This is a genomic window from Streptomyces sp. NPDC092296 (genome assembly GCF_044755465.1).
Classification (GTDB): Bacteria; Actinomycetota; Actinomycetes; order Streptomycetales; family Streptomycetaceae; genus Peterkaempfera.
This window is the reverse complement of sequence record NZ_JBIVRB010000002.1, coordinates 504,355-531,011: the sequence shown is the minus strand read 5'-3', so window position 1 is coordinate 531,011 and position 26,657 is coordinate 504,355. Positions and strand designations below refer to the sequence as shown.

Below are 26,657 nucleotides of genomic sequence, written 5' to 3'. Positions count from 1 at the left end.
TGCCAGGACGGCGTGGGGCCGGACGGGTGGAACCGGGACCGGTACCGGGTGGGATCAGCGGACGTCGGGCTCCGGTTCCGACGCTACCGCCAGCAGCCGCGCCGCCTTGAGTTCCGTCTCGTCCCACTCGCGGTCCGGGTCGGAGTCCCAGGTGATGCCCGCGCCGGTGCCGAACCGGACGACGGGCCCGGCCGGGTCGGCGCGGTCGACCCAGAAGGTGCGGATGCCGACGGCGAGCTCGGCCTCGCCCCGGTCGGCGTCCACCCAGCCGACGGCACCGCAGTACGGGCCCCGGGGGGCGGTCTCCAGCGCCTCGATGATCCGCAGCGCGGTGGACTTGGGGGCGCCGGTGACCGAGCCGGGTGGGAAGGTGGCGGCCAGCAGCTCCGGCCAGCCCGCGTCGGGGCGCAGGGTGCCGCGTACGGTGGAGACCAGGTGGACCAGGCCGGGGTGCTTCTCCAGCGCGCACAGGTCGGGCACGGTGACGCTGCCGGTGGCGCAGACCCGCCCCAGGTCGTTGCGGACCAGGTCGACGATCATCACGTTCTCGGCGAAGTCCTTGTCCAGCAGGTCGTGCTCGGTGCGGCCGGTGCCCTTGATCGGGCCGGAGGCCACCGTGCTGCCGCTGCGGTGCAGATAGAGCTCGGGGGAGGCGGTGGCCACCTCCACGCCGTGTGCGGGCAGCCGGACCGTTCCGGCGTACGGGGCCGGGTTGCCCCGCGCGAGCCGGCCGGTGAGGGCGTCCACATCGCTGCGGGCCGGGTCGGGCAGCGGCGCGGACAGCACCCGGCACAGATTGGCCTGGTACACCTCGCCGGCCGCGATGTGCTCCCGGATGCGCCGTACGCCCGCCGTGTAGCCGGCCCGGTCCAGCGAGCCGGTCCAGGCGGTGCGGGCGGGGCCGTGCCAGCCCGTGGTGGCGGGCGGTGCGGGGGCGGCGGTGACCCGGTCGAAGCGGGCGCAGGTGGTGCGGCCCTCGAAGTCGGCCACCACGGCCCAGAATCCGGCCGAGTCCAGCGCCGCCGGGTCGCTGGTCACCTCGCGCAGGCCGGTGGCGATCCGGCCGCCGAAGCGCGCCAGCGGCGGCAGGCCGGGGTCGGCGGCGGACGGTCGGTGGGCGGTGCCGGACATGGTGCTCCTGGCGCGGACGGAACGGGCGGACGGAACGGGTGGACGGAACGGGTGGGCGGAACGGGTGGGCGGAACGGGTGGGCGAAACGGTGGGGGGAACGGGTTCGGGCGTGCCGGAAGTGTAGGTCGGCACCGTCGTCGGGCGGGTGGCGGGCCGCTGCCGCCACCGCATTCACGGCCGCGGCCGGCGTCGGCCGGTGCACTGCGCCGCCACGCTGCGGATACGGAATTTGAGCTGGCGAGGGAATCCGCTAAAGTTCATGACGTCGCCGGGAAGCGGAGCCGCACAGAAGCGGGGAAGCCGACCGGAGGGCATGCGGACGTGGCTCAGTTGGTAGAGCATCACCTTGCCAAGGTGAGGGTCGCGAGTTCGAATCTCGTCGTCCGCTCGGAGAAGGGTTGGTCAACCCTTCGTTTGGTGGAGTGGCCGAGAGGCGAGGCAACGGCCTGCAAAGCCGTCTACACGGGTTCAAATCCCGTCTCCACCTCCAAGAGGTGTCCCGGTTCGCCGGGATACCCCTGGGGCGATTAGCTCAGCGGGAGAGCACTACCTTGACACGGTAGGGGTCACTGGTTCGATCCCAGTATCGCCCACCGGGTCCTTCGGGGCCCGGCGGTCGCGCCTCGTGCGCGCACCTCCTCGACGGCCGGTCTCCGGTCGCCAGGACGATTAGCTCAGCGGGAGAGCACTACCTTGACACGGTAGGGGTCACTGGTTCGATCCCAGTATCGTCCACGCAGTAAGGTACGACGCAGTAACGTACGGCCGCCTCGGCGGGCGTCACGGGTGATTAGCTCAGCGGGAGAGCACTACCTTGACACGGTAGGGGTCACTGGTTCGATCCCAGTATCGCCCACAGCAGATACGGCAACGGCCGCCACCCCCACGGGGGTTGGCGGCCTCAGTCGTTTCCGGGGATGCCAGTCGTCTGCGGGGATGCCAGTCGCCTCCGGGGGCGCCGGCGGTGGGTACGCGGCGACCGCGTCCGAATGCCCTCACCGACATCCGGACGCGGCGCCACCGATTGGCCGGGGCGGTACGCGTATCGCTTCGCCCGTCCGCGTGTCCCACGCGAACGCGAACCGCACCTCGACCGACGCTGCTCCCAACCCCTGGGAGTCAGCGCCCGACCAGAGCGGCGACGGACTGGGTGTGCACCACCAGTTGGTGCCACCCGCCGAACGCCACGGTCAGCAGCACGGCGCAGGGGACGACGATGGCGGCGGCGACCAGCGGATGGCGGGTGTCCCCCACCGCCCGTCGGGCGGCAGGCACCCGGCGGCGGCGCCGCACGGGCCCCGCGAACTGCACTGCCATGGCCTCTGCTCCTCGTCGTGCTGCCGTACTTCACTTCGCGGGTACCGCCGCACTTGCACGGATACCGCTGGGGATTCCTGCTGGGTCTGGCGCGGTGGACGGTGTACCTCGGGGGACGAGTGTCCCGTCCACCGCTGGTCTCTACCGTAGGTGCGGCGGGGGCGCCGGGTCCTCATGCCCGCGTACGTCCTTCCGGCATCCCGGAGGATGAGGCGCGCCCCCGAGGCGTACTACCAGAGACTGAGAGATCGACCCCCGCACCCCGACGCAACCCTGAGGGCACCCCCGAGGGGATGGTCGAGTGATCGTTGATCACGGTGCTGAGCTGGGTCTCGCCGGAGAAGTGTTCGAACTGACGTAGCGTCAATTCGCCCGGCTCACAAGATCGGTACGGCTGCGGCGCTCCGCGGGCCGGTCCAAGGGCCCGGGGCCGGTGCCCGCCGGCGGCCGCGCGATCCGGCAATCCCGCCGCTCGCCCAGGCGTTGCGTATCAGCACACCGCTGCGGGCAGTCCGTAAGCTGTGCCCGACGAGGTCTGGCGATGCCCCGGTGAGGGGAACTGAGGCGGCGGGAAGCGAATGGCGTTGATGCGGCTCCGGAGAGAGGATCCGCGCATCGTGGGCACCTACCGGCTGCACCGAAGGCTGGGCACGGGCGGCATGGGCGTGGTCTACCTCGGCTCGGACCGCCGGGGGCAGCGGGTGGCACTCAAGCTGATCCGCGCCGAACTCGCCGAGGACCCCGAGTTCCGGACCCGCTTCGCGCGCGAGGTCGCCGCCGCCGCCCGCATCCGGGGCGGCTGCACGGCCCGGCTGGTCTCGGCCGACATCGACGCCGACCGGCCCTGGCTGGCCACCGCGTACGTACCCGGCCCCTCGCTATACAAGAAGGTCGGCGACGAGGGCCCGCTGCCGTGGCCCGAGGTGGCCTCGATCGGCTCGGCGCTCGCGGAGGGCCTGGTGCATGTGCACGAGGCCGGGGTGGTGCACCGCGACCTCAAGCCGTCCAACATCCTGCTCTCCCCCAAGGGCCCGCGCATCATCGACTTCGGCATCGCCTGGTCGCTGGGTGCCAGCACCCTCACCCATGTGGGCACGGCGGTGGGCTCGCCCGGCTTCCTCGCCCCGGAGCAGGTGCGGGGCGCCGCGGTGACCCCGGCGACGGACGTCTTCGCGCTGGGCGCCACCCTGGCGTACGCGGCCACCGGCGACTCGCCGTTCGGCTCGGGCACCTCCGAGGTGATGCTCTACCGGGTGGTGCACGAGGAGGCCGACCTGACCGGGGTGCCGGGGGCGCTGGCACCGCTGATCCGGGCCTGCCTGGCCAAGGAGCCCGGCGAGCGGCCCGGGACGGCGCAGCTGTACGAGCGGCTGCGCGAGCTGGCCGCCCGCGGGACCGCCGCCGAGGCGCCCGGCCGGGCCGCGCACCCGCCGACCGGGGAGCCGGGTGCCGCCCGGCGGCCCCGGCAGCCGTCCGGCACCGAGCAGAGCGCGCGGCGCCGGCCGCTCGGGCAGGCGCCGACGGCGGCGATGCCGCAAGGGCCGGCCGGCGGCGGGCAGCAGCCGGGCGAGGGCCGGCCCGACGCCCGGCCGCGCCCGGCGGCCGACCGGCAGCGGACTCCGGCGCCCGGCCGCCCCGCCCCCGACCGGCGGCGGCTGCTGCGCCAGCGGCTGGTGGTCTTCGTCACGGTGACGGTGGGGGTGGCGCTGGCCATCGCGGCGGCCCAGGGCTGCCGCAACCGGGACACCGAGGGGCTGCACAGCCCGGTGGGCGTCCGCAGCGGCTTCCACCAGTCGGCGGACCGGGCGGAGGGCCCGGTGGACGGTGCGGCGCTGACCTCGCCCTCCCCCGGTAGCTCGGCGGCCGGCCGGGGGGCGCCCGGCGACGGGGGGCTGTCGGCGTCGTCGGCCGCGCCGCCCGACGTCGACTGGGCGAACCGCAGCTACTCCGACCCCGACGACGGGCCGGCGATCCGGCTGCGGGACGGTGTGGCGGCGCCGGGCGGCGCCCGGGTCGAGCTGGCCACCGTGCTCTCCGCCCGCTACCGGGGCGCTCCGGCCGCGGTGGTGGTGCTGCACCGGACCCAGGGCTCGGTACCGGTCGACCTGGTGGAGGTGTTCGGCTTCTCCGGGCGGACACCGGTGCTGCTGGCCGCGCGGTCCTCCGTCGCGGACGCGGGGGCGACCGCCGCGTGGTGGATCGACGACGGGACGCTGATCCGGGAGGAGCGGGTGCCGGGCGGCCCGGCCACGGTCACCCGCTACACCGTACGGGGCGACGGCACCCTGGAGGAGTCCTGGCCGGGCGCCACCGCCACCGCCACCGGCGGCCGGTGATCCCGGCCCGCTGAGGCCGCCGGACGCGCGGACTGCCGGATCGAATAGCGGCTCGGACTGCCGGGCCGGGGCTCAGGCCGCCGTCGTGGCGGCGGCCAGGTCCCCGACCACCCCGCCCAGCCGGCCGTGGCGGCCGAAGGACGTACGCTGCCGGGCGGTGCCGCCGCCGAGGCGGCGCACCCGGCCGAGCAGGGTCAGTACGGCGCCGTGGTCGTCCGCCGCCTCCAGGCCGGGGGCGGCGTGCCGGACCAGTTGGTCGAGCAGGTCCCAGGCCGGGCGCAGCCTGCCGGTCACCGGGTCCAGGCCGAGCCCGTCCAGGCCGTCGTGGGCGGCCCGCCAGTGGGCGGCGCGCAGCAGCTCGTCGGGGACGGCCGGTACGGGGCGCCCGGCCCGGACCTCGGCGAGCAAGGTGCCGCACAGGCCCCGGATCAGGGCGGCGACCAGCACCACCGTGTCGAGGTCGGCGTTGACGTCCGCGACCCTGACCTCCAGGGTCGGGTAGTGGTCGGAGAGCCGGGCGTACCAGTACACCATCTTGCGGTCGAGCAGCATGCCGGAGTCCACCAGGGTGTCGACCATGTCGTCGTACGCCTTGACGGAGGTGAAGCAGGGGGCGGGCCCGGTACTGGGCCACTGCCGCAGGATGACCGCCCGGGTGCTGGCGTAGCCGCTGTCCCGGCCGTGGTGGAAGGGCGAGTTGGCGGCGAGCGCCTCCAGCGCGGGCAGCCAGGGGCGCAGCATGTTGCTGACCTGGACGGCCTCCTCGCGGTCATTGATGCCGACGTGGACGTGGCAGCCGCAGACGCCCTCGGTCTGGGCGCGGGCGCTCGGCCCGAAGGCGTCCACCATCTGCCGGTAGCGGGGCTTGTCGGTGACGTCCACCGGCGCCTGGGCGGCCAGGACGGCGGTGCCGGAGGCCATCGGCAGGCAGCCGTGCGGCCGGGCCGCGTCCGCGATCCCGCAGCGCAGCCGGTGCAGGTCGGCGCGGAGGTCGGCCAGGGCGGCGCAGGGCCTGCTGGCGATCTCGATCTGGGTGGGGAACAGCTCCGCCTGGACCTGGTCGTCGCCGAACCAGGAGACCGCCTGCTCGATGACGGCCGGGGCGTGCGGGATCGGACTGCCGCCGACCGGATCGACCAGCAGGAACTCCTCCTCGACCCCGACGGTGAGGTAGCGGCCGTCAGGGGCTTCCACGGGGCAGAATGCCATCTCGGGGGGGCTCCGTCCGGGGGACGGGCGGGGGTCCGCTCCCCCGCCCCGGAAGAGGAGCCTTCCCGGCCGGGAGGCGCCTCACTCGCGGGCGGGCTGCGCCGCTCATGTCAAGAAGCGCCCGTGAGCCACCGCGTAGAAGGCCACGGCGGAGGCGGCCGCCACATTGAGCGAGTCGACGCCGGCCGCCATCGGGATCGTCACCGAGAGGTCGGCCGCCGCGACGGTGGAGCGGCGCAGGCCGTCACCCTCGGTGCCGAAGACCAGGGCGAGCCGGCGGTCGCGGCGGGCCGCCAGCTCGTCCAGGGTGAGCGAGTCCGCGGCCAGGGTGAGCGCCGCCGTGGTGTATCCGGCGGCGCGCAGCAGGTCGATGCTCTGCGGCCAGGGGTCGATCCTGGTCCAGGGGACCTGGAGGACGGCGCCCATGGAGACCTTGACCGCCCGCCGGTAGAGCGGGTCCGCGCAGCGCGGAGTGAGCAGTACGGCGTCGACGCCCAGTGCGGCGGCGTTGCGGAAGGCGGCGCCGATGTTGGCGTGGTCGACGATGTCCTCGAAGACGGCGATCCGGCTCTCCGGGCCGGTGGCGGACAGTACGTCCGCGACGGCGGGCAGCGGCCTGCGCTGCATGGCGGCGAGGGCGCCCCGGTGCACGTGGTAGCCGGTGACGGCCTCCGCGAGGGCCGGGGTGGCCTGGTACACCGGGGCGTCGGCCGCCTCGATGACATCGCGCATCACCTCGGTCCACTTGGGGGTGAGCAGCATGGACCGCATCCGGTAGCCGGCCGCCAGGACGCGGCGGACCACCTTCTCGCCCTCCGCGATGAACAGGCCCTCGGCGGGTTCGCGGCGGCGCCGCAGCTCCACGTCGGTGAGGGAGGTGTAGTCGCCCAGGCGCGGGTCCTGGGCGTCCTCGACGGTGATGATCCGTGCCACGGTCCCGATCCCGTCCGCCGGTCAGCCCTGGAAGACCGGGACCACCGCGCCGACGACGACCACGGCGGGCGGCCGGACGTTCTCGGCGGCGACGGTCGCGGCGACGGTGGCGAGGGTGGCGTCGACCCGGCGCTGGGCGGCGGTGGTGCCCTCCTGGATCACGGCGACGGGGGTGTCGGCGGCGCGGCCGTGGGCGATCAGGGTGGCGGCGATCTCCGCGATCCGCTCGACGGCCATCAGCAGCACCAGGGTGCCGCGCATCCGGGCGGCGGCCTCCCAGTCGACCAGCGAGCGGGGGTCGGCCGGGGCGACATGGCCGGAGATCACGGTGAACTCATGGGTGACCCCGCGGTGGGTGACCGGGATGCCGGCGGCGGCGGGGACGCTGATGGAGCTGGAGATGCCCGGCACCACGGTGACCGGGATGCCCGCCTCGGTGCAGGCGATGACCTCCTCCATGCCACGGCCGAAGACGTACGGGTCGCCGCCCTTGAGCCGGACCACGAACTTCCCGGCCCCGGCCTGCTCCACCAGCGTGCGGTTGATGACCTCCTGGGCCATCGCCCGGCCGTAAGGGATCTTGGAGGCGTCGATCACCTCGACGTCCGGGGGCAGCTCGGCCAGCAGCTCCCGGGGGGCGAGGCGGTCCGCGACCACCACATCGGCCTGGGCCAGCAGCCGGCGGCCGCGCACGGTGATCAGGTCGGGGTCGCCGGGGCCGCCGCCGACCAGGGCGACGCCGGGGGTGCGCTCGCGGTGGCGGCGGGCGCCGAGCGAGCCGTCGCGCAGGCCCTCGACCACGGCGTTGCGCAGGGCGGCCGAGCGGCGGGGGTCGCCGGAGAGCACGGCGACGGTGACCGCGCCGTCCCGGCCGGTGGCGGGGGTCCAGGCGCTGGCGGCGGCGGCGTCGTCGCTGCGGGCGCAGAAGACCCGGCGCTGGTCGGCCTCGGCGCTGACGGCGGCGTTGACGGCGGCGTCGTCGGAGGCGACCAGGGCATACCAGGCGCCGTCGAGGTCGCCCGGGGTGTAGCCCCGGGCGTGCCAGGTGATCTCGCCCGCGTCGGCCATCGCCTGCACGGCGGGGGTGGTGGCGGGGGAGATCAGCTGGATGTCGGCGCCGGCCGCGATCAGGGCGGGCAGTCGGCGCTGGGCGACCTGACCGCCGCCGACGACGACCACGCGGCGGCCGGCGAGGCGCAGGCCGACCGGGTAGGGGGTCTCGGTCTCGGCGGGGCGGTGGGTGGGCGCGGCCATGGGTGGGGCTCCTGTGCGGGACGGGCTCGGTGGGGCGGGGGCGGGTCCGGAGGCCGGACGGGGCTGGGGCCGGCCGGTCTGGGGGGCCGGCCGGGTGTCGGGGTCGGCCGGGTGTCGGGGTCGGCCGGGTGTCGGGGTCGGGCGGGGCCGGATGCGGCTCCGCAGCCGGTGCGCCCTCGGACCGGCTGCGGAGCGGTGCGTACGGTGCCGGATCAGTGCTTCTCGGTGACCCCGGCGGAGTCGAAGGTGGCTACATCGTGCATCGTCCGGGCGGCGGACTGCACCACCGGGAGGGCGAGCAGCGCACCGGTACCCTCGCCCAGCCGCAGGTCCAGGTCGACCAGCGGGCGCAGGCCGAGCTTGGCGAGCGCGGCCTTGTGGCCGGGCTCGGCCGAGCGGTGGCCGGCGATGCAGGCGGCGAGCACCTCCGGGGCGATGGCCTTGGCGGCCAGCGCGGCGGCGCCGGCGATGACACCGTCCAGGATGACGGGGGTGCGCAGCGAGGCGGCGCCCAGCAGCAGACCGGCGATGGCCGCGTGCTCCAGTCCGCCGACGGCGGCGAGCACCCCGATCGGGTCGGTGGGGTCGGGGTGGTGCAGCTCCAGGGCGCGGCGGATGACGTCGACCTTGCGGGCGTGGGTCTCGTCGTCGATGCCGGTGCCCCGGCCGGTGACCTCGGCCGGATCGGTGTCGGTGAAGACCGAGATCAGGGCGGCCGCCGGGGTGGTGTTGGCGATGCCCATGTCCCCGGTGATGATCACCTTGTTGCCGGCCGCGACCAGGTCGCGGGCGATCTCGATGCCGGTCTCCAGCGCGCGCAGCGCCTCCTCCCGGCTCATGGCCGGGCCGGTGGTCATGTCTGCGGTGCCGGCGCGGACCTTGCGCGGCAGCAGGCCGGTGGTACGGCCCTGCTGGACGGGCGCCGGGAGGTCGGCCGCCACGCCGACGTCCACCACACAGACCTCCGCGCCGACCTGGGCGGCGAAGGAGTTGACCACCGCTCCCCCGGCCAGGAAGTTGCCCACCATCTGGGCGGTGACCTCCTGCGGCCACGGGGTGACGCCCTGGGCGTGCACCCCGTGGTCGCCCGCGAAGATGGCGACGCAGGCGGGCTCCGGGATGGGAGGCGGGCACTTGCGCGAGAGGCCGCACAACTGCGCCGAGATTATCTCCAGCATGCCCAGCGAGCCGGCCGGCTTGGTCATCCGCTTCTGCCGGTCCCACGCCTCGCCCAGCGCCTTGGCGTCCAGCGGGCGGATGCCGCGCAGGGTCTCGCCGAGGACGCTGTGCGGCTCCTCGCCGGGCAGCGCCCGGTTGCCGTACTGCTCCTCGTGCACCACCCAGGACAGCGGGCGCTTCTTGGCCCAGCCGGCCTGCTGGAGCTCCGGCTCGTCCGGGAAGGAGTCGACATAGCCGACGCAGAGGTACGCCACCACGTCGAGGTGCTCGGGCAGGCCCAGCTCGCGGATCATCTCCTGCTCGTCGAAGAACGAGACCCAGCCGACGCCCAGGCCCTCGGCGCGGGCGGCGAGCCACAGGTTCTCCACGGCGAGCGCGGCCGAGTAGGGCGCCATCTGCGGCTGGGTGTGGCGGCCCAGGGTGTGGCGGCCCCCCCGGGTGCGGTCGGCGGTGACCACGATGTTGACCGGGGTCTCGAGGATGGCCTCGATCTTCATTTCCTTGAACTGCTTGGCCCGGCCCTTGGGCAGCGAGGCCGCGTAGGCGACCCGCTGGCGCTCGGCCAGCTCGTGCATCCGCCGGCGGGTCTTGGCGGAGCGGATGACCACGAAGTCCCAGGGCTGGGAGTAACCCACGCTGGGGGCGGTGTGGGCGGCCTCCAGGACCCGGATCAGCACCTCGTGCGGGATCGGGTCGGGGCGGAAGCCGTTGCGGATGTCGCGGCGTTCGCGCATCACGCGGTGGACGGCCTCGCGCATGCCCTCGTCGTAGCCGGGGGCGGCGGGGCCCTGCGGCTGGGCGGGTTCCGGCTCGGGCTCGGGCGCCGGGTCGGGCTCGGGCGCCTGTGCTGCCTCGGGCTGGGGGGCGGCTGGCGGCTCGGGGGTGGGCTCGGCCTCGGCCTCGGGCTCGGGCTCCGGCTGGGGGGCGGGGTCGGCGGCGGCCTGGGTCGGCTCCTCGGCGGCGGCCTGCGGCTCGGCGGGGGCGGCGGTGCCATCGGCGGCCACCGGGTGGACGGCGGGCTGCTGGGGCTCCTCGGCCTGCGGCGCGGGGGCCGCAGCCGCGGGCTGCGGCTCGGGGGCGGGCTCCACGGCGGCGGGCGCCTCGGCGGCGGCGGCCTGCTCGGCGGCGTCCTGGGCGGGCGCGGCCGAGGTGGCCTCGGGCTGCTGCTCGGCGGCGGCCGGGGCGGGCTGCTCGTCCGGTACGGCGGCGGGCGCCTCTATCGGCTCCTCGGCGGGGGCGGCGGGCTCGGGCAGCACGGCCTCGGCGGGCTGCTCGGGCTGCTCGGGCTGCTCGGCGGGCGCTTCGGCGGGTACGGCCTCCGGGGCGGGCGCTTCGGCGGCGGCGACGGCCTCGGCCGGGGCCTCGGGTGCCACCGGTGCCGGGGCGGGCTGCTCGACCGGCTGCGGGGCCGCGACGGGCTCGGGCTCCGCCAGGCGGGGTGCCGACGGTACGGCCAGGAAGGCCGCGATCCGGCTGTGCGGGCCGCCCGGAGCCGGGGCGGGGGCCGGGATCAGCACCGCCTGCGCTCCGCCCTGCTCCGCGCCGACGACCGGGATGCTCTCCGGCTCGGGGGCGGGGGCCGCTTCCGGCGCCGGCTCGGGGGCGACCTCGGGGGCCGTCACCTCGGCGGGCTGCGGCTCGGCGGCGGGCTCCGCCGCCGTCGCCTCGACCACCGGGGCTTCAGCCGCCGGGGGCTCGACTGTCGGGGGCTCAGCTACCGAGGTCTCGACCACCGGAGCCTCCGGCGCCGGAGCCGCTGCGGCTTCCACCGGGACGGCTGCGGCCGGGGTCTGCTCGGTGGCGGTGGTCGCCTGCTCGGGCGCGGCCGACTCAGCAGCGACCTGCTCAGCAACGACCGGCGCGGGCGCGGGCGCGGGCTGCTCGGCGGCGACCGGCGCGGGCGCGACCGGCGCGGCGGCGACCGGCTCCGGTACGGCCTGCACAACCGGCTCGACCGCGACCGGCGCGACCGGCTCGGCGGCCGGGGCCGGAGCCTGCGGCACCGCCGCGGCGACCGGTTCGGGGGTGGCCTGGTCGGGTGCGCCCGTCTGCTGCACGGGCACCATCCGGATGCCGTACCCCTGCGTCTCCCCCGACGAGGGGCCTCGGTCGGCCAGCGAGCGCACCGGCACCTGACCGGTCGTCATCGACGGGTCAGGGATGGGCGGACCGGCGTGCAGCGGACGCCGGGCCGCCGATGCGGCCTGGACCGGTGCCGGCTCGGCCGGCGGAGCGACAGTGAACGGGCCCGGCGCGGCCTCCGCTGCGGCGGCCTGCTGCGGTACGGGCGACTGCTGCGGCTCGGCGGCGGCCTGGCCGGCCACCTCCGGCGGGGGGAGCGGCGGCCAGGAGGGCGCGATCGGCGTACCGACGGGCGGGGCGGCCGGCTCCGCTGCCGCCACCGGCCGCAGCGGCAGCGTCTGCTCGGCGGCGGCCGCCGGCGGGGCGCCGACCGGCGGCGGCTCGGGCAGGGCGGCGGTCTCCTCGCCGGGGGCCGGCTCGCGCAGCGCGGCCTCGCTCCAGGACCCCTGCGGGCCGGGCATCAGCAGCACGTCTTCCTCCTCGTCCAGCTGGTCCGGCTGGTCGAGGAAGGTGAAGGAGGGGCGCGGTGCGGCGTCCGGCCCGGGGACGGCCTCCGGGCCGAAGGGATCGGGACGGAAACCGGCGCCTGCCGCCCCTGCTGGTACGCCGACCGGGTACGCCGGGTCGGGACCTGCTTCGGCGAGCGGGCGCTCCGGCAGTCCCTCGGCTGGGACGTGGCCGGTATCGGTCATCTCAGAAACTCCTTCCAGGGCCGCGTGGGCGTCCTTGGCGCGCGATCCGCAGACCGCGGCGCCCGACCGCTCAGGGCCGGGCCGCAAGCGCACCCGCCCCGTCGCGTGCATGGGGGTCCCTGCGGCCGGAGGCCGCAGGAGGCTCCCGCACAGGCGCGGCAGCCGTTGTTCCCGTCCGGTCCTCCGCTGCGCCGACGACCGGCCGGGCGACCGACCTGCCGCTACAACAACGACGGACCCGGGGCAACCGGCACGACCGCCCCCGGACGACAGGGCATTCTCCTCGCCCGGCCCGTCCGACGGCACACCTGCACGCGCGCGCCCGGTGTGGGCTCCGCCACGTCTTGGTCGGGTTCCGGGGTCGCCGGTACCTGGCCGCCGCACCGCCGCGGAGACAACCGGACGTCAGACTACCGGCCGACAAGGACATCGGGTCAGGGCGGTGCCCCATCCCGACTGGTACGCCCGTGTTCGTCCGGATCATGGACGGCCACCGTACGACGATTCTCAGCCGGAGCGCTCGCCCCAGAGCAGGAGGACCGGGACGGCGGCCGCCAGCGCGCCGTCACCGCCGGGCCACTGCTCATTGGCCGGGAGCAGCGCGGACGCCTGCACCAGGGTGCCGGACACCCGGTAGCCGGCCGCCGTGAAGGCCCGGCGGAAGTCCACCGTCTCCGGCAGGGTGCGCGGCGCCGCCACCACCCGCTCCGGCCGCCGGGCCAGGCAGGCGGCGAGCACCTCGGCACCGCTGTGCTCGACGGCCACCAGGTCGGGTTCGGGCAGTTCGCCCAGCACCTCCGGCGGGTTGCCGTGCACCACCCCGATCTCCACGCCGTAGCGGCGGGCGTTGACCGCGACCTGCCCGCAGGCCCCGGCGTCCGGGTCGACGGCGACCACGGCGGCGCCGAAGCGCGCCGCCTCCACCGCCAGCGAGCCGCTGCCCGCGCCGACCGACCAGAGCAGGTCACCGGGGCGCGGCCCCAACCGGGCCAGCGCCAGGGCGCGGGCCTCGGGCGGCAGCGCACCGGCCCCCGCGCCGCCGGACCTGGCCTGGTCGGCCGGTTCGGGGGCGGCGCCGGTCACGCCGAGCGGGCGGTCGCCGGCCGCGTACGCCTCGGCGGGCAGTGCCCAGCCGCGCACCGGGCCGGGGTAGTCGAGCGGGTGCCCGGCGATCCAGCCGGCGGCCTCGGTGCCGCCCCGGGTGTGGCCGCCCACCACCAGGACCACATTGGGGTCGCGCCAGACGTGGTCAGGCACCCGCTCGGAGGTCAGCACGCTGATCTCCTCGTCCGGGGTGCCCAGGGCCTCGCAGACCACGAAGGTGCGGTGCACATCGCGGAGCATCAGGGCGAGTTCGGTGGGGCCCGCGCCGGGGGCGGTGAGGACGGCGACCTTGGGGTTGGCCCGGCAGACGTTGGCCGCCCGGCGCAGCCGCCGCCCGTGGGCGCTGACCACCTGGGCGTCGTCCCAGGGCATGCCGGCCCTGGCGAAGGCGGCGGCGACCGAGGAGACGGCGGGCAGCACCTCCAGCTCCAGACCGAACTCCGGGCGGCGCAGGGTGCGCACCACCCCGAAGAAGCCCGGGTCGCCCTCGGCGACGACCACGGCCGCCCCCCGGTGGTCGGCGATCCGGCGGGCGGCGAGTTCGACGCTGCCCAGCGCCATCCGCTCGGCGGCGCGCGGCAGTGGGAGCGCGTTGAGCTGGTACGGGGCCCCCGCCACCAGGGTGGCGGCGCCGAGCGCCGCGCGTGCCGCTTCGGTGAGCGGAGTGCCGTCCCACCCGATGACCGTGACCCGGTCAGCCATTCCGGCCGCTCTCCTCGCTGTCCGTAACCGATGTGCCGTGCCCACCGATGCGCCGTGCCCGATGTGCCGTGCCCCGCGTACCGTCCCGGCGCGCAGCCGTACGAGGTGCCGGAGTACCGGGGCCCCCTTGCCCGGTGGTACGGGTGGTGCGCGGCCGGGCCGCCACGGGCGGCGGGGCCGGGCGTCCGCCCGCGAGGAGCGTACCGGTATCGATCAGCCGTGCGTCAGACCCAGCTCGCGTAGCGGTCGTCGACGGCGGGGCGGCGGGGGAGCTCCAGATCCTCCGGGAGCAGGCTCCAGACGATCAGATCGGTGCGCGTCTCGCCGTCGCCGCCGCCCGGTTCGCCGCCGCGCACTATCCAGGCGCTGCGCAGCACGCCCTCGCTGATGCCGCCGGTCTTCTGGGCGACCTGCTGGGCGGCGGTGTTGCCGGCGGCGGTGCGCAGCTCCAGCCGCTCGAAGCCCTGGTCCTCGAAGAGCCACTGGGCGACGGCGAGCAGCGCCTCGGGCGCGTAGCCCTCGCCACGCGCCCAGGCGGCGGTGATCAGGGTCGCCTCGGTGGAGCGCAGCCGCCAGTGGGTGCGGTGCAGCTGGACGAGGCCGACCAGCCGCTGGGTGAGGTTCTCGGTGACGGCGAAGGCGATGCCCCGGCCCTCGGCCCGGTCGCCGGGGGCGCGGGTGTGCACCCACTCGCGGGCGTGCCGCTCGGTGTAGGGCTGCGGTACGGCGGTCCAGCAGCGGACCAGCTCGTCGTTGACCATCTCCACCAGGGCGGGGACGTCCTCCTCCTCGAAGGGGCGCAGCAGCAGCCGTTCGGTGCTGATCGCGGTCTCGGGGAAGGTGGGTGCCATGGCCGTCTCTCCTCGCCGGGTGGTGCACACACGGTACGCCCCGCCTGCCGGTGGGCTGCCCGGCGGCGGTGACCTCGGTGATCATGCTTTATGAGCGGGGCCGCCGGCACCGCGGGGCGGTGCGCGAACGGCGGAGACAGCAGCATGCAGCATCGGCGCGGCGCGCGCAGCGGCTTGGGACGGCCGGGGACGCGGCGGGGGCGGTGATCGGCTGCCATCCGGGCGCCGTACGGGTGCCGTACGGGCGCCGCACGTCGTTCGCACGTCGTCCACCTGCGGCTGATAGCGTCAGGGGGCGTGACGGTTCACCAGGCGGCAGGGGTCGGGTACCAGCGGGCGGCGGACACCTACGAGCGGTCCCGGCCGTCCTATCCGATGCCGGTGATCCGCGAGCTGGCCGACGCGGTGCGCTTGGAGCGCGGTCGTACGGTGGTGGATCTGGGGGCGGGTACCGGCAAGTTCACCCGGCTGCTGGCGCTGACCGGGGCCCGGGTGATCGCGCTGGAGCCGGTGGCGGCGATGCGCGGGCGGCTGGCGGAGCTGCTGCCCGGGGTGGAGGTGGGCGACGGCACGGCCGAGGCCACCGGGCTGCCGGACGGCTCGGCGGACGTGGTGGTGGCGGCGCAGTCCTGGCACTGGTTCCGGCCGGACGAGGCGCTGGCCGAGGTGGAGCGGGTGCTGCGGCCGGGTGGGGCGCTGGCCCTGGTGTGGAACACCTTCGACACCTCGGTGCCCTGGGTGCGCGACTTCCAGCAGATCTACTTCGGCCGGGCGCCGGAGGGGCTGCCCAGCCATCTGGACGGCGCCTGGCGGCGGCTGCTGGAGCGGCGGCCCTGCTGGTCCGCCATCCAGGAGCGGCACCTGCCGAACCCGCATCCGGTGACCCGGGAGGGCGTGCTGGAGCGGATGGCGTCCAGCAGCATCATCGCGGCGCTGGACCCGGCCGGGCAGCAGCGGGTGCGGGCCGAGGTGGACGCGGTGCTGCGGGCCCATCCGCAGACCAGGGACGGCGAGCGCATCGAGCTGCCGTACATCACCGACCTGTACTGGACCCATCGGGTCTGACGGCCCACCGGGCCCGGCCCCCCCGCGCGGGGGGCCGGGCCCGGTGGGCGCGGCGGTCAGAACGCCGGGATGACGGAGCCCTTGAAGGTGTCCTCGATGTAGCTGCGGACCTCGTCGGAGTGCAGCAGCTCGGCGAGCTTCTGCACCCGGGGGTCGCTCTGGTGGCCCTGCTTGACCACCAGCACATTGGCGTAGGGGTTGCCGATGGCCTTCTCCACCGCGAGGGCGTCGCTGGTGGGCTTGAGCCCGGCGTCCAGCGCGTAGTTGCCGTTGATCACGGCGGCGCCCACGTCGTCGAGGGAGCGCGGCAGCTGGGCGGCTTCGAGCTCCTTCCACTTGAGGTGCTTGGGGTTGCCGGTGACGTCGTGCACGGTGGCGGCGGTGCCGGCGCCGTCCTTGAGGGTGATCAGGCCGTTGTCCGCGAGCAGCTTCAGCGCCCGTGCCTCGTTGGTGGCGTCGTTGGGGACGGCGACGGTGGCGCCGTCCGGCAGGTCGGTGAGCTGCTTGACCTTCTTGGAGTAGACGCCCAGCGGCTCCAGGTGGACGGTCTCCACCGAGACCAGGTCGGTGCCGCGCTGCTTGTTGAAGTCGTCCAGGTAGGGCTGGTGCTGGAAGAAGTTGGCGTCGGCCGAGCCGTCCTGCACGGCGGTGTTCGGCGTGACATAGTCGGTGACCTGCTTGATTTGCAGCTTCAGGCCCGCCTTGGCGGCCAGGTGGTCCTTGATGTAGTCGAGGATGCGGGCGTGCGGGGTGGGACTGGCGACGACGACCAGCGGCTTGTCCGTGCCGGTCGCGGAGTCGGACGACGATGAGTCGCTGCCGCAGGCGGCCAGGCCGAGGGAGAGACCGGCCGCGGCGATGATGCTGGTGGTGAGCTTGATGGCGTTGCGCACGAAGAGTGCCTTTCTCCATATGGGGATGCCCGGTGGCCCGGTTCGCGGGCCGGTGGGCGGGGGGTGCTAACGCGGGGAGGATGCCGGCCGCGCGGCGGCGGGGTCGCCGTCCGCGCCGGTGGCGGCGGGCCCGGGGTCGGGCGCCTCCCCGCCGGTGGGAGTGGACTGCGGGGCTGCTGCGGCACGGCGGCGGCGCAGCAGTCGGACCGGGCCGGAGCCTCGGTGCGAGAGCCGGCGTACGGCGACGTCGCCGACCAGTTGGACGAGGGTGACCAGGATGACCAGCTCGATCACGATCACGACCATGAAGCCGGTCTCGAAGCGCATGTAGCCGTAGTTGACGGCGAGGGTGCCCAGGCCGCCGCCGCCGACCGTACCGGCCATCGCGGAGTAGCCGACCAGGGCGATCACGGTGGTGGTGAGGCCGGCCACCAGCGAGGCCAGTGCCTCGGGCAGCAGCGCCTTGCGGACCACCGTCCAGGTGGAGCCGCCCATCGCCTGGACCGCCTCGACCAGCCCGGGGTCCACCTCGCGGACCGAGGCCTCCACCAGCCGGGCGAAGAACGGGACGGCGCCGACCGCCAGCGGCACGGTGGCGGCCTGCCAGCCGAGGGTGGTCCCGGCCACCCAGCGGGTGAAGGGGATGATCGCCACCATCAGGATGATGAACGGCAGCGAGCGGCCGATGTTCACCACCGCGCCGACGGCCTTGTTGACCGGGCGGTTGGCCAGCAGCCCGCCCCGGTCGGTGAGGACCAGCAGCACGCCGACCGGCAGGCCGACCAGCAGGGTGACCAGCGCGGCGACACCGACCATGTAGAGCGTCTCGCGGGTGGCCGTCTGGAGCAGCGGCTGCATGTCGTCCCAGGTCATGCTGCCTCCTCCGTACGCGGCCCGGTGGCGGGCCGCTCCGCTACGTCCACCTGGAGGCCCTGCTCGCGCAGATAGCCGACGGGGACGACGTTGTCCTCGAAGCTGCCGGGCAGCTCGACCCGCATCCGGCCGACCTGGCGGCCGCCGATGGTCTCCACGGCCGCGCCGAGGATGTTGAGGTCCACGTGGTAGGTGCGGGCCAGCTGGGAGATGAACGGCTGGGCGGCGGTGTCGCCCTGGAAGGTGATCTCCAGCACGGTGGCCGCCGGGCTGCCGCCGGTGGGCAGGTCGCCGAGCGGGAACAGCTCGCGGGCCAGTTCGGAGCCGGGGGTGGCGAGCAGGTCGCTGAGGCGGCCGGACTCCACCACCTTGCCGTGCCGCATCAGCGCGGCCGAGTCGCAGACCGACTTGATCACGTCCATCTCATGGGTGATCAGCAGTACGGTCAGGCCCAGCTCCCGGCCCAGGTCGCGCAGCAGCGCCAGGATCGAGCGGGTGGTCTCCGGGTCGAGCGCCGAGGTGGCCTCGTCGGAGAGCAGCACCTTGGGGTCGCCCGCCAGCGCGCGGGCGATGCCGACGCGCTGCTTCTGCCCACCGGAGAGCTGGGCGGGGTAGGCGGCGGCCTTGTCGGTGAGGCCGACCAGGTCGAGCAGTTCGGCGGCCTTGCGGCGGCGGTCGGTGCGGTCCAGGCCGATGATCTCCAGCGGCAGTTCGACGTTCTCCCGTACGGTGCGCGAGGCGAGCAGGTTGAAGTGCTGGAAGACCATGCCGATGCGGCGCCGGGCGGCCCGCAGTTCGCGGCCGGCCCGGGGGCCGCGCCCGGCCAGCCGGGTGAGCTCCTGCCCGTCGACGGTGACGGTGCCGGAGGTGGGGCGCTCCAGCATGTTCACGCAGCGGATCAGGGTGCTCTTGCCCGCGCCGCTGGTGCCGACGACGCCGTACACCTCGCCCTCTCGGACGTGCAGGTCGACGCCGTCGAGGGCGACGACGTCGCGGCCTCGTACGCGGTAGACCTTGGTCAGGTCTGCGGTGGTGATCACAGGGGGCATCCGTGGGTCGGGGCGCGGGGCGGCAGGCCGCCGCGCGTCGGCGGTGTGCGGTTCCGGGCCGGGTGCGCGCGGGCGCGTCGAACCGGCCGGGGGTGCCGTGCGGGCGTGCCTCAGCGACGGCGGGCGGCTGCGCGTGGCGCGGCCGGGGCCCGGGGCGCGGGACGAGGACTGGGTGCGGGTCAGCAGGGGGGCAGAGCGCGGGCCGCAGCGGCAGCGCGCGGGGGTCTCGCTTCGGGGCGCGAGGCTGGTACGGGGACCCTCAGCAGACGCGCATTCGGCGACACATGGCACAACCACCTGCCGGCAGGGTGCCGGTGGGGGTGCGGTTCGCCGTCTCAGTCATGCGGTAAGTAAATCAGACCGGCGCGACGGCGCCCAAATTCCGGCCCCGACCGTCCGCATTGCGGACGAAAACCGTCCGTCAGCCGGTCACCCGGACGCGCAGGCCGTCCGGTACCGGTGCCGCCGAGACCTGGCGCAGGCCGTCGACCACCACGTCGGCAGCCAGCTCGGCGCGCCGGTGGGTGGTGGTGACCGCGATGCTCCGCATCCCGGCGGCGCGGGCGGCGGCCAGCCCGGCCGGGGCGTCCTCGACGGCCACGCAGCGGGCCGGGTCGGCGCCCAGCAGCGTGGCGCCCAGCAGGAACGGCTCGGGGTCGGGCTTGCCCCGGGTGATGTCGTCGGCGGTGACCAGCAGCGGCGCCGCCAGCCCGGCGACCTTCAGCCGGACCTCCGCCAGCGCCCGGGTGGCCGAGGTGACCACGGCCCAGCGGCCGGCCGGCAGCGACTCCAGCAGCGCCTGGGCACCGGGCAGCGCGACGGTGCCCTCGGTGTCCGCGATCTCGATCTCCTCGATCCGGCGCAGCGCGGTCGCCAGCCCCTGACCGGCCAGCTGCTCCGGGGAGAGCACATCCCGGATGATCTCCACCGCCGGGCGGCCATGGGTGAAGATCCTGGCGAAGTCCGCAGCGGTCAGCCCGTACTCGGCCATCCAGGCCAGCCAGCAGCGCTGTACGGCGGGGGTGGAGTCGACCAGGGTGCCGTCCATGTCGAAGAGCAGGGCGTCTGCGGTGATGTCCATGATCTTCGACTCTACCCGGGGCTCCGGACGGCGGCCGGGCCCCGGACCGTGAGACCGCCCACAGCCGCGCCCGCCCGGCCTGGTGCGGCGGGGCGGGCGCGACTGGGCGGGCGCGGCTGGGCGGGCGCGGCTGGGTTCAGGCGCTGGCCGCCAGGGTCGGCGCGGCTGGGGAGGGGAGGTCCTCGGGGAGCGCGGACTTCTCCAGGGTGACCATGCTGAGCCGGCGGTCCACCTCCACCACGCCGGTCTCCTGGTAGCCCAGGCGCCGGTAGAGCCGCTGGTTGCCCAGGCTGCGGTGCCCGGTGAACAGCCGGTACACCCGGACCCGGCCGGTGGCGGCCAACCGCTGCTCGATGCCGGTCAGCAGGCGGCCGCCGAGGCCGTGGCCCTGCATGCGCGGGTGGACGGCCAGCCGGCCGATCCGGGCCACGCCCGCGTCGTCCACCCAGCCGCGTACCGAGCCGACCACCTCGCCGCCGAGCCGGGCGACCAGTGCGCACTGCTCGGTGAGCTCCTGGCGCAGGCTCTGCAGAGTCTGCGTCAGCGGCTCGATGGTCCAGTCCCCGTAGAGTGCCGCCTCGCTCTGGAAGCAGAGGTACTGGAGTTTCAGGATCTGCTCGGCGTCGTCCTCGCCGGCGTCCGAGATGATCACGCTCATGCCCATGGGCGCATGCCTCCCCTTCGTGTGTGCCCGGCGCCGAGGGATGGGGGGAGCGCGCGGGCGGCCCTGACCGGAGGTGGACCCGTGCCGGGGATCGCTCCCGGCCGGGGGTGGGGCGCGAACGTACCGCTCCCATGGCCCGGTGGTCGCCGGATCGGAGGAGGACGGACCGCGCTCACGCTCAGTATCCGGGCGGGCGCGGGTTCGTCAAGAGATGCGTTCGCCCAGGCACTACCCCGCCGTCGGACGTTTGCAACCTGACGGACCCCCACGTGGCGAAGATCACTCTCCCGGCGCGCCGCCGCTCGGGGCCGGGCAGAGCAGCCGACCCGGCCGGACGAGGCGGCGGAACCGGTCCCGGCCGATGCCACCGCGCGGCGGCGGGGCGGAGCGGCAGCACCGCCGGGGGCTCCGTCCGCACCGGACCACGGGTCGCCGGAACCTCACGCAGCGTCAGCAGACCCAGCCGATCGGCGCGGCGGCTCCGGGTGCGCGCGGGGTCTGCCCGTACGGCCGCCCCCGGTACGCCGCAGGGGCGGCCCGGCGGTTGCCGGACCGCCCCTGCGGGCGCGGGTCAGCGCTTGGCGTCCGCCCACTCCTGCTGGACCGCCAGGTCGGCCTTGACCTCCGCGAGCTGCCGGGCGACCGCCGCCGGAGCGGTGCCGCCCCGGCCGTCGCGGGAGGCCAGCGAGCCGTGCACGGTGAGGACCGAGCGGACCTCGGGAGTGAGGTGCGCGGAGATGGCGGCGAACTGCTCGTCGCTGAGGTCGGCCAGCTCGATGCCCCGCTGCTCGCAGACCTTGACGCACTCGCCGGCCACCTCGTGCGCCACCCGGAAGGGCACGCCCTGCTTGACCAGCCACTCCGCGATGTCGGTGGCCAGCGAGAAGCCGGCCGGGGCCAGCTCCTCCAGCCGCTCCCGGTGCACGGTGAGGGTGGCGATCATGCCGGTGAAGGCGGGCAGCAGCACCTCCAGGGTGTCGCAGGAGTCGAAGACCGGCTCCTTGTCCTCCTGGAGGTCGCGGTTGTACGCCAGCGGCAGGCCCTTGAGGGTGGCGAGCAGCCCGGTGAGGTTGCCGATCAGCCGACCGGACTTGCCGCGCGCCAGCTCCGCGATGTCGGGGTTCTTCTTCTGCGGCATGATCGAGGAGCCGGTGGAGAAGGCGTCGTGCAGCGTGATGAAGCCGAACTCCTTGGTGTTCCAGATGATCACCTCCTCCGAGATCCGGGAGAGGTTGACGCCGATCATCGCGGTGACGAAGGCGAACTCCGCCACGAAGTCCCGGGCGGCCGTGCCGTCGATGGAGTTGCCGGCCGAGCCGCCCTCGAAGCCCAGGTCGGCGGCGACCGCCTCCGGGTCCAGCCCGAGCGAGGAGCCGGCCAGCGCACCGGAGCCGTACGGGGAGACCGCCGTCCGGGTGTCCCACTGGCGCAGCCGCTCGGCGTCCCGGGAGAGCGCCTGGACATGGGCCAGCACATGGTGGGCGAAGAGCACCGGCTGGGCGTGCTGGAGGTGGGTGCGGCCGGGCATGGCGGTGTCCGGGTGGGCCTCGGCCAGGCCGACCAGGGCCTGCTGGAGGTCCAGCAGCAGGCCGCCGATGGTCCGGGCGTGGTCGCGCAGGTACATCCGGAAGAGGGTGGCGACCTGGTCGTTGCGCGACCGGCCGGCCCGCAGCTTGCCGCCCAGGTCGGGGCCGAGCCGCTCCAGCAGGCCGCGCTCCAGCGCGGTGTGCACGTCCTCGTCGGCCACCGTGCCGGTGAAGGAGCCCGACTCGACGTCGGCCAGCAGCCGGTCCAGGCCGTCCAGCATCCGGGTCAGCTCGTCGTCGCTGAGCAGCCCCGCCTTGTGCAGCACCCGGGCGTGGGCGCGGGAGCCCGCGATGTCGTACGGCGCCAGCCGCCAGTCGAAGTGCACGGAGGCGGACAGCCGGGCCAGCGCCTCGGCGGGGCCGTCCGCGAATCGGCCGCCCCACAGGCGCACGTCACCGGCGGCGGTCGAGGTCGGGTCGTGCGACACCTGGTACTCCTTGGGGTGCTGTGGCGATCGAGGGCCCCGGAGTCCTGGGGACGGCCGGGGCCCTGCACTACTTGGTCACTCCGGTACTGCTATCGGCACTGCTGGTCACACCGGTGCGGTCAGGCCCGCAGGTCGCGCTTGGCCGCGATCTTGGACGACATGCCGAAGATCTCGATGAAGCCCTTGGAGAGCGACTGGTCGAAGGTGTCGCCGGTGTCGTACGTGGCCAGGTTGAAGTCGTACAGCGACTCCTCGCTTCGCCGGCCGGTGACCACCGCGCGGCCGCCGTGCAGGGTCATCCGGACGTCGCCGGAGACATGCTGGTTGGCCTCCTCGACAAAGCCCTCCAGCGCCCGCTTGAGCGGCGAGAACCACATGCCGTCGTAGACCAGCTCGCCCCAGCGCTGGTCGACGCCCTTCTTGTACCGGGACAGCTCCCGCTCGACGGTGACGTTCTCCAGCTCCTGGTGAGCGGTGATCAGCGCGATCGCGCCCGGGGCCTCGTACACCTCGCGGGACTTGATGCCGACCAGCCGGTCCTCGACGATGTCGAGTCGGCCGATGCCCTGGGCGCCGGCCCGCTGGTTGAGCTGCTCGATCGCCTGGAGCACGGTGACCGGCTTGCCGTCGATGGCGACCGGGACGCCCTGCTTGAAGGTGATGACGACCTCGTCGGCCTCACGGGGCTCGGCGGGGTTCTGGGTGTACTCGTAGATGTCCTCGATCGGGGCGTTCCAGATGTCCTCCAGGAAGCCGGTCTCCACGGCGCGGCCGAAGACGTTCTGGTCGATGGAGTACGGGGACTTCTTGGAGGTGGCGATCGGGAGGTTCTTGGCCTCCGCGAAGGCGATGGCCTTGTCCCGGGTCATCGCGTAGTCCCGGACCGGGGCGATGCACTTCAGGTCGGGGGCCAGCGAGGAGATGCCCGCCTCGAAGCGGACCTGGTCGTTGCCCTTGCCGGTGCAGCCGTGGGCGACGATGCCGGCGCCGTGCTTGTGGGCGGCGGCGACCAGGTGCTTGACGATCACCGGCCGGGAGAGCGCCGAGACCAGCGGATAGCGGTCCATGTACAGCGCGTTGGCCTTGATGGCGGGCAGGCAGTACTCGTCGGCGAACTCGTCGCGGGCGTCGGCGACCTCGGCCTCCACCGCACCGCAGGCCAGCGCCCGCTTGCGGATGACGTCGAGGTCCTCGCCGCCCTGGCCGACGTCCACGGCGACCGCGATGACCTCGGCGCCGGTCTCCTCGGCGATCCAGCCGATGCAGACGGACGTGTCCAGACCGCCCGAGTAGGCGAGTACGACGCGCTCGGTCACGGCTTTCTCCTTCACAGTGGGTGCGGGGCCACAGTGGGTGCGGGGCACTCCATGCGGTGCTAGGCATAAGTATGCATGAGTCCGTATGGAATTCAAAGCCGAGCAGCTGGGACGCGCGACCGCCCGTGGAGAGCGGGTCTCCACGGGCGGTCGGGGGCGGGGCTCAGCTGCGCGACTCAGGCACTCTTCGACTGGGCCAGCTGCATCAGGTGGTCGGCCAACTCCTGGCCGCCCTGCGGGTCGCGGCTGATCAGCAGCACGGTGTCATCCCCGGCGATGGTGCCGATGATCTCGAACACCTCCGCCTGGTCGATGGCCGAGGCCAGGAACTGCGCCGCGCCCGGCGGGGTGCGCAGCACCACCAGATTGCCGGACGCGGTCGCGGAGACCATCAGCTCCCCTGCCAGCCGCGCCATCCGCCCCTCGGTGGCGGACTCCCCCAGCGGTGCCCGGGGAGTACGGTCGCCGCCCTCCGCCGGGACCGCGTAGATCAGCGCGCCGTCCTTGTTCCGGATCTTGACCGCGCCCAGCTCGTCCAGGTCGCGGGAGAGGGTGGCCTGGGTCACCACCAGCCCGTCGTCGGCGAGCAGCTTGGCCAGCTGGCTCTGCGAACGCACCGGCTGGCGGGTCAGCAGGTCCACGATCCGCCGGTGCCGGGCCGTGCGGGTCTGCGGGACCTGCGGCGTCGGCTGCCCGGCCTGGGCGCGGTGGACATCGGTCATGAGGGGCGGCTCTCCTGCCTACGGTCGTCGATCGCTGGGGACAGCATCCCGCACGCTCGCCAGCACCCCGGGCAGAGCTGCCAGCAGGGCGTCCACGTCCTGCTCGGTGACCACCAGCGGCGGCGCGAGCCGGACCGTGTCGGGGACGCAGGCGTTGACCAGGAAGCCCGCCTGCTGGGCGGCCTCCTGCACCCGGGCGGCGACCGGCTCGGTCAGCACGATACCGAGCAGCAGCCCGGCGCCGCGGACCCGGGCGACCAGGGGGTCGCCCAGCGCCTCGATCCCCTGCCGCAGCCGCTCACCGAGCCGCTTGACGTGCTCCAGCAGCCCGTCCGCCTCGATGGTGTCCAGTACGGCGAGGGCCGCCGCGCAGGCCACCGGGTTGCCGCCGAAGGTGGTGCCGTGCTGGCCGGGCGTCAGCAGGTCGCCGGTGTCGCCGAAGGCCACGGTGGCGCCGATCGGCAGGCCGCCGCCGAGGCCCTTGGCCAGGGTGATGACGTCCGGCTCGACGCCGAGCGCCTGGTGCGCGAACCAGTGGCCGGTGCGGCCGATGCCGGTCTGCACCTCGTCCAGCACCAGCAGGGTGCCGGTGGCGCGGGTGATCTCACGGGCGGCGGCGAGGTAGCCGTCGGGGGCCGGGATCACGCCGTTCTCGCCCTGGATCGGCTCGATGAAGACGGCAGCGGTGTCGGTGCTGACGGCCTCCCGCAGCGCCTCGACGTCCCCGTACGGGACATGGGTGACGTCGCCGGGCAGCGGCCGGAACGGGTCCTGCTTGGCGGGCTGGCCGGTCAGCGCCAGGGCGCCCATGGTGCGGCCGTGGAAGCCGCCCTCGGTGGCGACCAGGTGGGTGCGCCCGGTCCGGCGGCCGATCTTGAAGGCGCACTCGACGGCCTCGGCGCCGGAGTTGGAGAAGAAGACCCGGCCGGGGCGGCCCAGCAGTTCCAGCAGCCGCTCCGCGAGCCGGACCGGGGGCTCCGCGATGAAGAGGTTGGAGACATGCCCGATGGTGGCGATCTGCCGGCTGACCGCCTCGACCACGGCCGGGTGGGCGGTGCCCAGCGCATTGACCGCGATGCCGCCGATGAAGTCGCGGTAGACCGTGCCGTCGGCGTCGGTGAAGTGCGCGCCCTCGCCGCTGACCAGCGGCAGCCGGGGGGTGCCGTAGTTGTCCATCAGGCTCTGCTGCCAGCGGCCGGTGAGTTCCGCGTTGCTGCTCATGACTGACCCCCGTCAGTGGTCGTGGTGGCGCCAGTTGTTGCGGTGGCATCGGACACGGGGTCGGGCACCACCATGGTGCCGATCCCCTCATCGGTGAAGATCTCCAGCAGCAGGGAGTGCTGGACGCGGCCGTCCAGCACCCGGGCGGTGCCGACGCCCTCGCGGACCGCCCGCAGGCAGCCCTCCATCTTGGGCACCATGCCGCTGGCCAGGGTGGGCAGCAGCTCCTCCAGCTCGCTGGTGGTGAGCCTGCTGATCACGTCGTCGCTGGCCGGCCAGTCGGCGTACAGACCCTCGACGTCGGTGAGCACCACCAGCATCTCGGCCCCCAGCGCGGAGGCCAGCGCGGCGGCGGCGAGGTCGGCGTTGATGTTGTAAACGGCGCCGTCGTCGCTGCGGGCTATGGAGGAGATCACCGGGATGCGGCCGTTGTCGATCAGCGCCTGGACGGTGCCGGGCTCGACCTTGACGATGTCCCCGACCAGGCCGATGTCGACCTGCTCGCCGTCGACCTCGGCGTAGCGCTTGACGGCGGTGAGGGTGTGGGCGTCCTCCCCGGTCATGCCGACCGCGAACGGCCCGTGCTCGTTGAGCAGGCCGACCAGATTGCGCTGCACCTGGCCGGCGAGCACCATCCGGACCACGTCCATGGTCTCGGCGGTGGTGACCCGCAGGCCGGCGGTGAAGGAGGATTCCAGGCCCAGCCGGTCGAGGTGGGCGTTGATCTGCGGGCCGCCGCCGTGCACCACGACGGGCCTGATGCCCGCGTAGCGCAGGAAGACGACGTCCTGGGCGAAGGCGCGCTGGAGCGCCTCGTCGACCATGGCGTTCCCGCCGAACTTGATGACGACGGTCTTGCCGTGGAAGCGCTCCAGCCACGGCAGGGCTTCGATGAGCGTACGGGCCTTGGGCAGGGCGGTGTGATTGCGGGCCTGGGCTGAGGCCGGCTCGGTGTTCACGGGGCTCCC

At 74.7% G+C, this 26,657-nt stretch carries 19 protein-coding genes, 5 tRNA genes and 1 pseudogene; 7 read left to right on the top strand and 18 right to left on the bottom strand.

All coding sequences use genetic code 11. The features are described from left to right. Window positions 1-54: 54 nt before the first annotated feature. On the bottom strand, window positions 55-1,131 hold the full coding sequence (locus ACIQGZ_RS09960) for a chorismate-binding protein (RefSeq protein ID WP_402600577.1): 1,077 nt from the start codon (window positions 1,129-1,131) through the stop codon (window positions 55-57). A 316-nt stretch (window positions 1,132-1,447) separates the two neighbouring features. On the opposite strand from ACIQGZ_RS09960, the gene ACIQGZ_RS09955 reads away from it, so the two are divergent. From ACIQGZ_RS09955 to ACIQGZ_RS09935, 5 genes are all read left to right on the top strand, one after another. Continuing rightward, window positions 1,448-1,520, top strand: a tRNA-Gly gene (locus tag ACIQGZ_RS09955). 28 nt (window positions 1,521-1,548) lie between these two features. After that, a tRNA-Cys gene (locus ACIQGZ_RS09950) sits at window positions 1,549-1,622 on the top strand. 31 nt (window positions 1,623-1,653) lie between these two features. Then, window positions 1,654-1,725, top strand: a tRNA-Val gene (locus tag ACIQGZ_RS09945). Between the two features lie 70 nt (window positions 1,726-1,795). After that, window positions 1,796-1,867 (top strand) — tRNA-Val (locus ACIQGZ_RS09940). A gap of 49 nt (window positions 1,868-1,916) precedes the next feature. Beyond that, window positions 1,917-1,988: transfer RNA gene (locus ACIQGZ_RS09935), tRNA-Val, on the top strand. Window positions 1,989-2,251: 263 nt separating this feature from the next. On the opposite strand, the gene ACIQGZ_RS09930 is transcribed toward ACIQGZ_RS09935, so the two are convergent. Continuing rightward, the gene (locus tag ACIQGZ_RS09930) at window positions 2,252-2,449 is read right to left on the bottom strand and encodes a hypothetical protein (RefSeq protein WP_402600575.1); all 198 of its coding nucleotides are present in this window, start codon (window positions 2,447-2,449) and stop codon (window positions 2,252-2,254) included. Window positions 2,450-3,027: 578 nt separating this feature from the next. On the opposite strand from ACIQGZ_RS09930, the pseudogene ACIQGZ_RS09925 reads away from it, so the two are divergent. After that, window positions 3,028-4,185: pseudogene (locus ACIQGZ_RS09925) on the top strand (protein kinase); the annotation flags it as partial. Between the two features lie 672 nt (window positions 4,186-4,857). On the opposite strand, the gene ACIQGZ_RS09920 reads toward ACIQGZ_RS09925, so the two are convergent. The 6 genes from ACIQGZ_RS09920 to ACIQGZ_RS09895 all read right to left on the bottom strand — a co-directional run bounded on the left by ACIQGZ_RS09920 (window position 4,858) and on the right by ACIQGZ_RS09895 (window position 14,791). Further along, entirely contained in the window at window positions 4,858-5,994 is a 1,137-nt protein-coding gene (locus ACIQGZ_RS09920; protein WP_402600574.1) for a glutamate--cysteine ligase, read from the bottom strand. 105 nt (window positions 5,995-6,099) lie between these two features. Further along, window positions 6,100-6,927, bottom strand: a complete 828-nt coding sequence (locus tag ACIQGZ_RS09915; RefSeq protein ID WP_402600573.1) for a TrmH family RNA methyltransferase — start codon at window positions 6,925-6,927, stop codon at window positions 6,100-6,102. A gap of 21 nt (window positions 6,928-6,948) precedes the next feature. Then, entirely contained in the window at window positions 6,949-8,181 is a 1,233-nt protein-coding gene (cobA, locus tag ACIQGZ_RS09910; protein WP_402600572.1) for a uroporphyrinogen-III C-methyltransferase, read from the bottom strand. A gap of 212 nt (window positions 8,182-8,393) precedes the next feature. Continuing rightward, window positions 8,394-12,134, bottom strand: a complete 3,741-nt coding sequence (gene cobT / locus ACIQGZ_RS09905; protein WP_402600570.1) for a nicotinate-nucleotide--dimethylbenzimidazole phosphoribosyltransferase — start codon at window positions 12,132-12,134, stop codon at window positions 8,394-8,396. Window positions 12,135-12,641: 507 nt separating this feature from the next. Next, the gene (gene cbiE / locus ACIQGZ_RS09900) at window positions 12,642-13,940 is read right to left on the bottom strand and encodes a precorrin-6y C5,15-methyltransferase (decarboxylating) subunit CbiE (RefSeq protein WP_402600568.1); all 1,299 of its coding nucleotides are present in this window, start codon (window positions 13,938-13,940) and stop codon (window positions 12,642-12,644) included. A gap of 224 nt (window positions 13,941-14,164) precedes the next feature. Beyond that, window positions 14,165-14,791 (bottom strand): GNAT family N-acetyltransferase, encoded by a 627-nt coding sequence (locus tag ACIQGZ_RS09895; protein WP_402600566.1) that lies wholly within the window; start codon window positions 14,789-14,791, stop codon window positions 14,165-14,167. A 297-nt stretch (window positions 14,792-15,088) separates the two neighbouring features. Here ACIQGZ_RS09895 and ACIQGZ_RS09890 point away from each other — a divergent pair, with 297 nt between their 5' ends. Further along, window positions 15,089-15,856: a class I SAM-dependent methyltransferase gene (locus ACIQGZ_RS09890; protein ID WP_402600564.1), complete on the top strand. Its 768-nt coding sequence runs from the start codon at window positions 15,089-15,091 to the stop codon at window positions 15,854-15,856. 56 nt (window positions 15,857-15,912) lie between these two features. Here ACIQGZ_RS09890 and ACIQGZ_RS09885 read toward each other — a convergent pair whose 3' ends face one another. The 10 genes from ACIQGZ_RS09885 to argB form a co-directional block, all read right to left on the bottom strand. Beyond that, entirely contained in the window at window positions 15,913-16,749 is an 837-nt protein-coding gene (locus ACIQGZ_RS09885) for a MetQ/NlpA family ABC transporter substrate-binding protein (RefSeq protein WP_402600562.1), read from the bottom strand. A gap of 66 nt (window positions 16,750-16,815) precedes the next feature. Beyond that, window positions 16,816-17,622 (bottom strand): methionine ABC transporter permease, encoded by an 807-nt coding sequence (locus tag ACIQGZ_RS09880; RefSeq protein ID WP_402600561.1) that lies wholly within the window; start codon window positions 17,620-17,622, stop codon window positions 16,816-16,818. Continuing rightward, window positions 17,619-18,662, bottom strand: coding sequence for a methionine ABC transporter ATP-binding protein (locus ACIQGZ_RS09875; RefSeq protein WP_402600560.1), 1,044 nt, complete (start codon window positions 18,660-18,662; stop codon window positions 17,619-17,621). Before ACIQGZ_RS09875 ends, ACIQGZ_RS09880 begins: the two co-directional genes overlap by 4 nt. A 430-nt stretch (window positions 18,663-19,092) precedes the next feature. Further along, window positions 19,093-19,752 (bottom strand): HAD-IA family hydrolase, encoded by a 660-nt coding sequence (locus ACIQGZ_RS09870; protein ID WP_402600558.1) that lies wholly within the window; start codon window positions 19,750-19,752, stop codon window positions 19,093-19,095. 136 nt (window positions 19,753-19,888) lie between these two features. Further along, complete coding sequence (locus tag ACIQGZ_RS09865) at window positions 19,889-20,416, bottom strand: GNAT family N-acetyltransferase (protein WP_402600556.1); 528 nt, start codon at window positions 20,414-20,416, stop codon at window positions 19,889-19,891. A 571-nt stretch (window positions 20,417-20,987) separates the two neighbouring features. Continuing rightward, window positions 20,988-22,430, bottom strand: coding sequence for an argininosuccinate lyase (gene argH / locus ACIQGZ_RS09860; protein WP_402600555.1), 1,443 nt, complete (start codon window positions 22,428-22,430; stop codon window positions 20,988-20,990). Window positions 22,431-22,549: 119 nt separating this feature from the next. Beyond that, on the bottom strand, window positions 22,550-23,746 hold the full coding sequence (locus tag ACIQGZ_RS09855) for an argininosuccinate synthase (RefSeq protein ID WP_402600554.1): 1,197 nt from the start codon (window positions 23,744-23,746) through the stop codon (window positions 22,550-22,552). 176 nt (window positions 23,747-23,922) lie between these two features. Then, window positions 23,923-24,468, bottom strand: a complete 546-nt coding sequence (locus ACIQGZ_RS09850; RefSeq protein ID WP_402600553.1) for an arginine repressor — start codon at window positions 24,466-24,468, stop codon at window positions 23,923-23,925. An 18-nt stretch (window positions 24,469-24,486) separates the two neighbouring features. Beyond that, entirely contained in the window at window positions 24,487-25,689 is a 1,203-nt protein-coding gene (locus ACIQGZ_RS09845; protein WP_402600551.1) for an acetylornithine transaminase, read from the bottom strand. Next, window positions 25,686-26,648, bottom strand: a complete 963-nt coding sequence (argB, locus tag ACIQGZ_RS09840) for an acetylglutamate kinase (RefSeq protein WP_402600549.1) — start codon at window positions 26,646-26,648, stop codon at window positions 25,686-25,688. The genes ACIQGZ_RS09845 and argB overlap by 4 nt, the downstream gene beginning before the upstream one ends. Window positions 26,649-26,657: the final 9 nt, after the last annotated feature.

Bases quoted from the DNA above. Each gene is read 5' to 3' on its own strand.
- ACIQGZ_RS09960 (WP_402600577.1), bottom strand. From the start codon at position 1,131: ATGTCCGGCACCGCCCACCGACCGTCCGCCGCCGACCCCGGCCTGCCG.
- ACIQGZ_RS09930 (WP_402600575.1), bottom strand. From the start codon at position 2,449: ATGGCAGTGCAGTTCGCGGGGCCCGTGCGGCGCCGCCGCCGGGTGCCT.
- ACIQGZ_RS09920 (WP_402600574.1), bottom strand. From the start codon at position 5,994: ATGGCATTCTGCCCCGTGGAAGCCCCTGACGGCCGCTACCTCACCGTC.
- cobA (WP_402600572.1), bottom strand. From the start codon at position 8,181: ATGGCCGCGCCCACCCACCGCCCCGCCGAGACCGAGACCCCCTACCCG.
- cobT (WP_402600570.1), bottom strand. From the start codon at position 12,134: ATGACCGATACCGGCCACGTCCCAGCCGAGGGACTGCCGGAGCGCCCG.
- cbiE (WP_402600568.1), bottom strand. From the start codon at position 13,940: ATGGCTGACCGGGTCACGGTCATCGGGTGGGACGGCACTCCGCTCACC.
- ACIQGZ_RS09895 (WP_402600566.1), bottom strand. From the start codon at position 14,791: ATGGCACCCACCTTCCCCGAGACCGCGATCAGCACCGAACGGCTGCTG.
- ACIQGZ_RS09880 (WP_402600561.1), bottom strand. From the start codon at position 17,622: ATGACCTGGGACGACATGCAGCCGCTGCTCCAGACGGCCACCCGCGAG.
- ACIQGZ_RS09870 (WP_402600558.1), bottom strand. From the start codon at position 19,752: ATGGACATCACCGCAGACGCCCTGCTCTTCGACATGGACGGCACCCTG.
- ACIQGZ_RS09865 (WP_402600556.1), bottom strand. From the start codon at position 20,416: ATGGGCATGAGCGTGATCATCTCGGACGCCGGCGAGGACGACGCCGAG.
- ACIQGZ_RS09850 (WP_402600553.1), bottom strand. From the start codon at position 24,468: ATGACCGATGTCCACCGCGCCCAGGCCGGGCAGCCGACGCCGCAGGTC.
- ACIQGZ_RS09845 (WP_402600551.1), bottom strand. From the start codon at position 25,689: ATGAGCAGCAACGCGGAACTCACCGGCCGCTGGCAGCAGAGCCTGATG.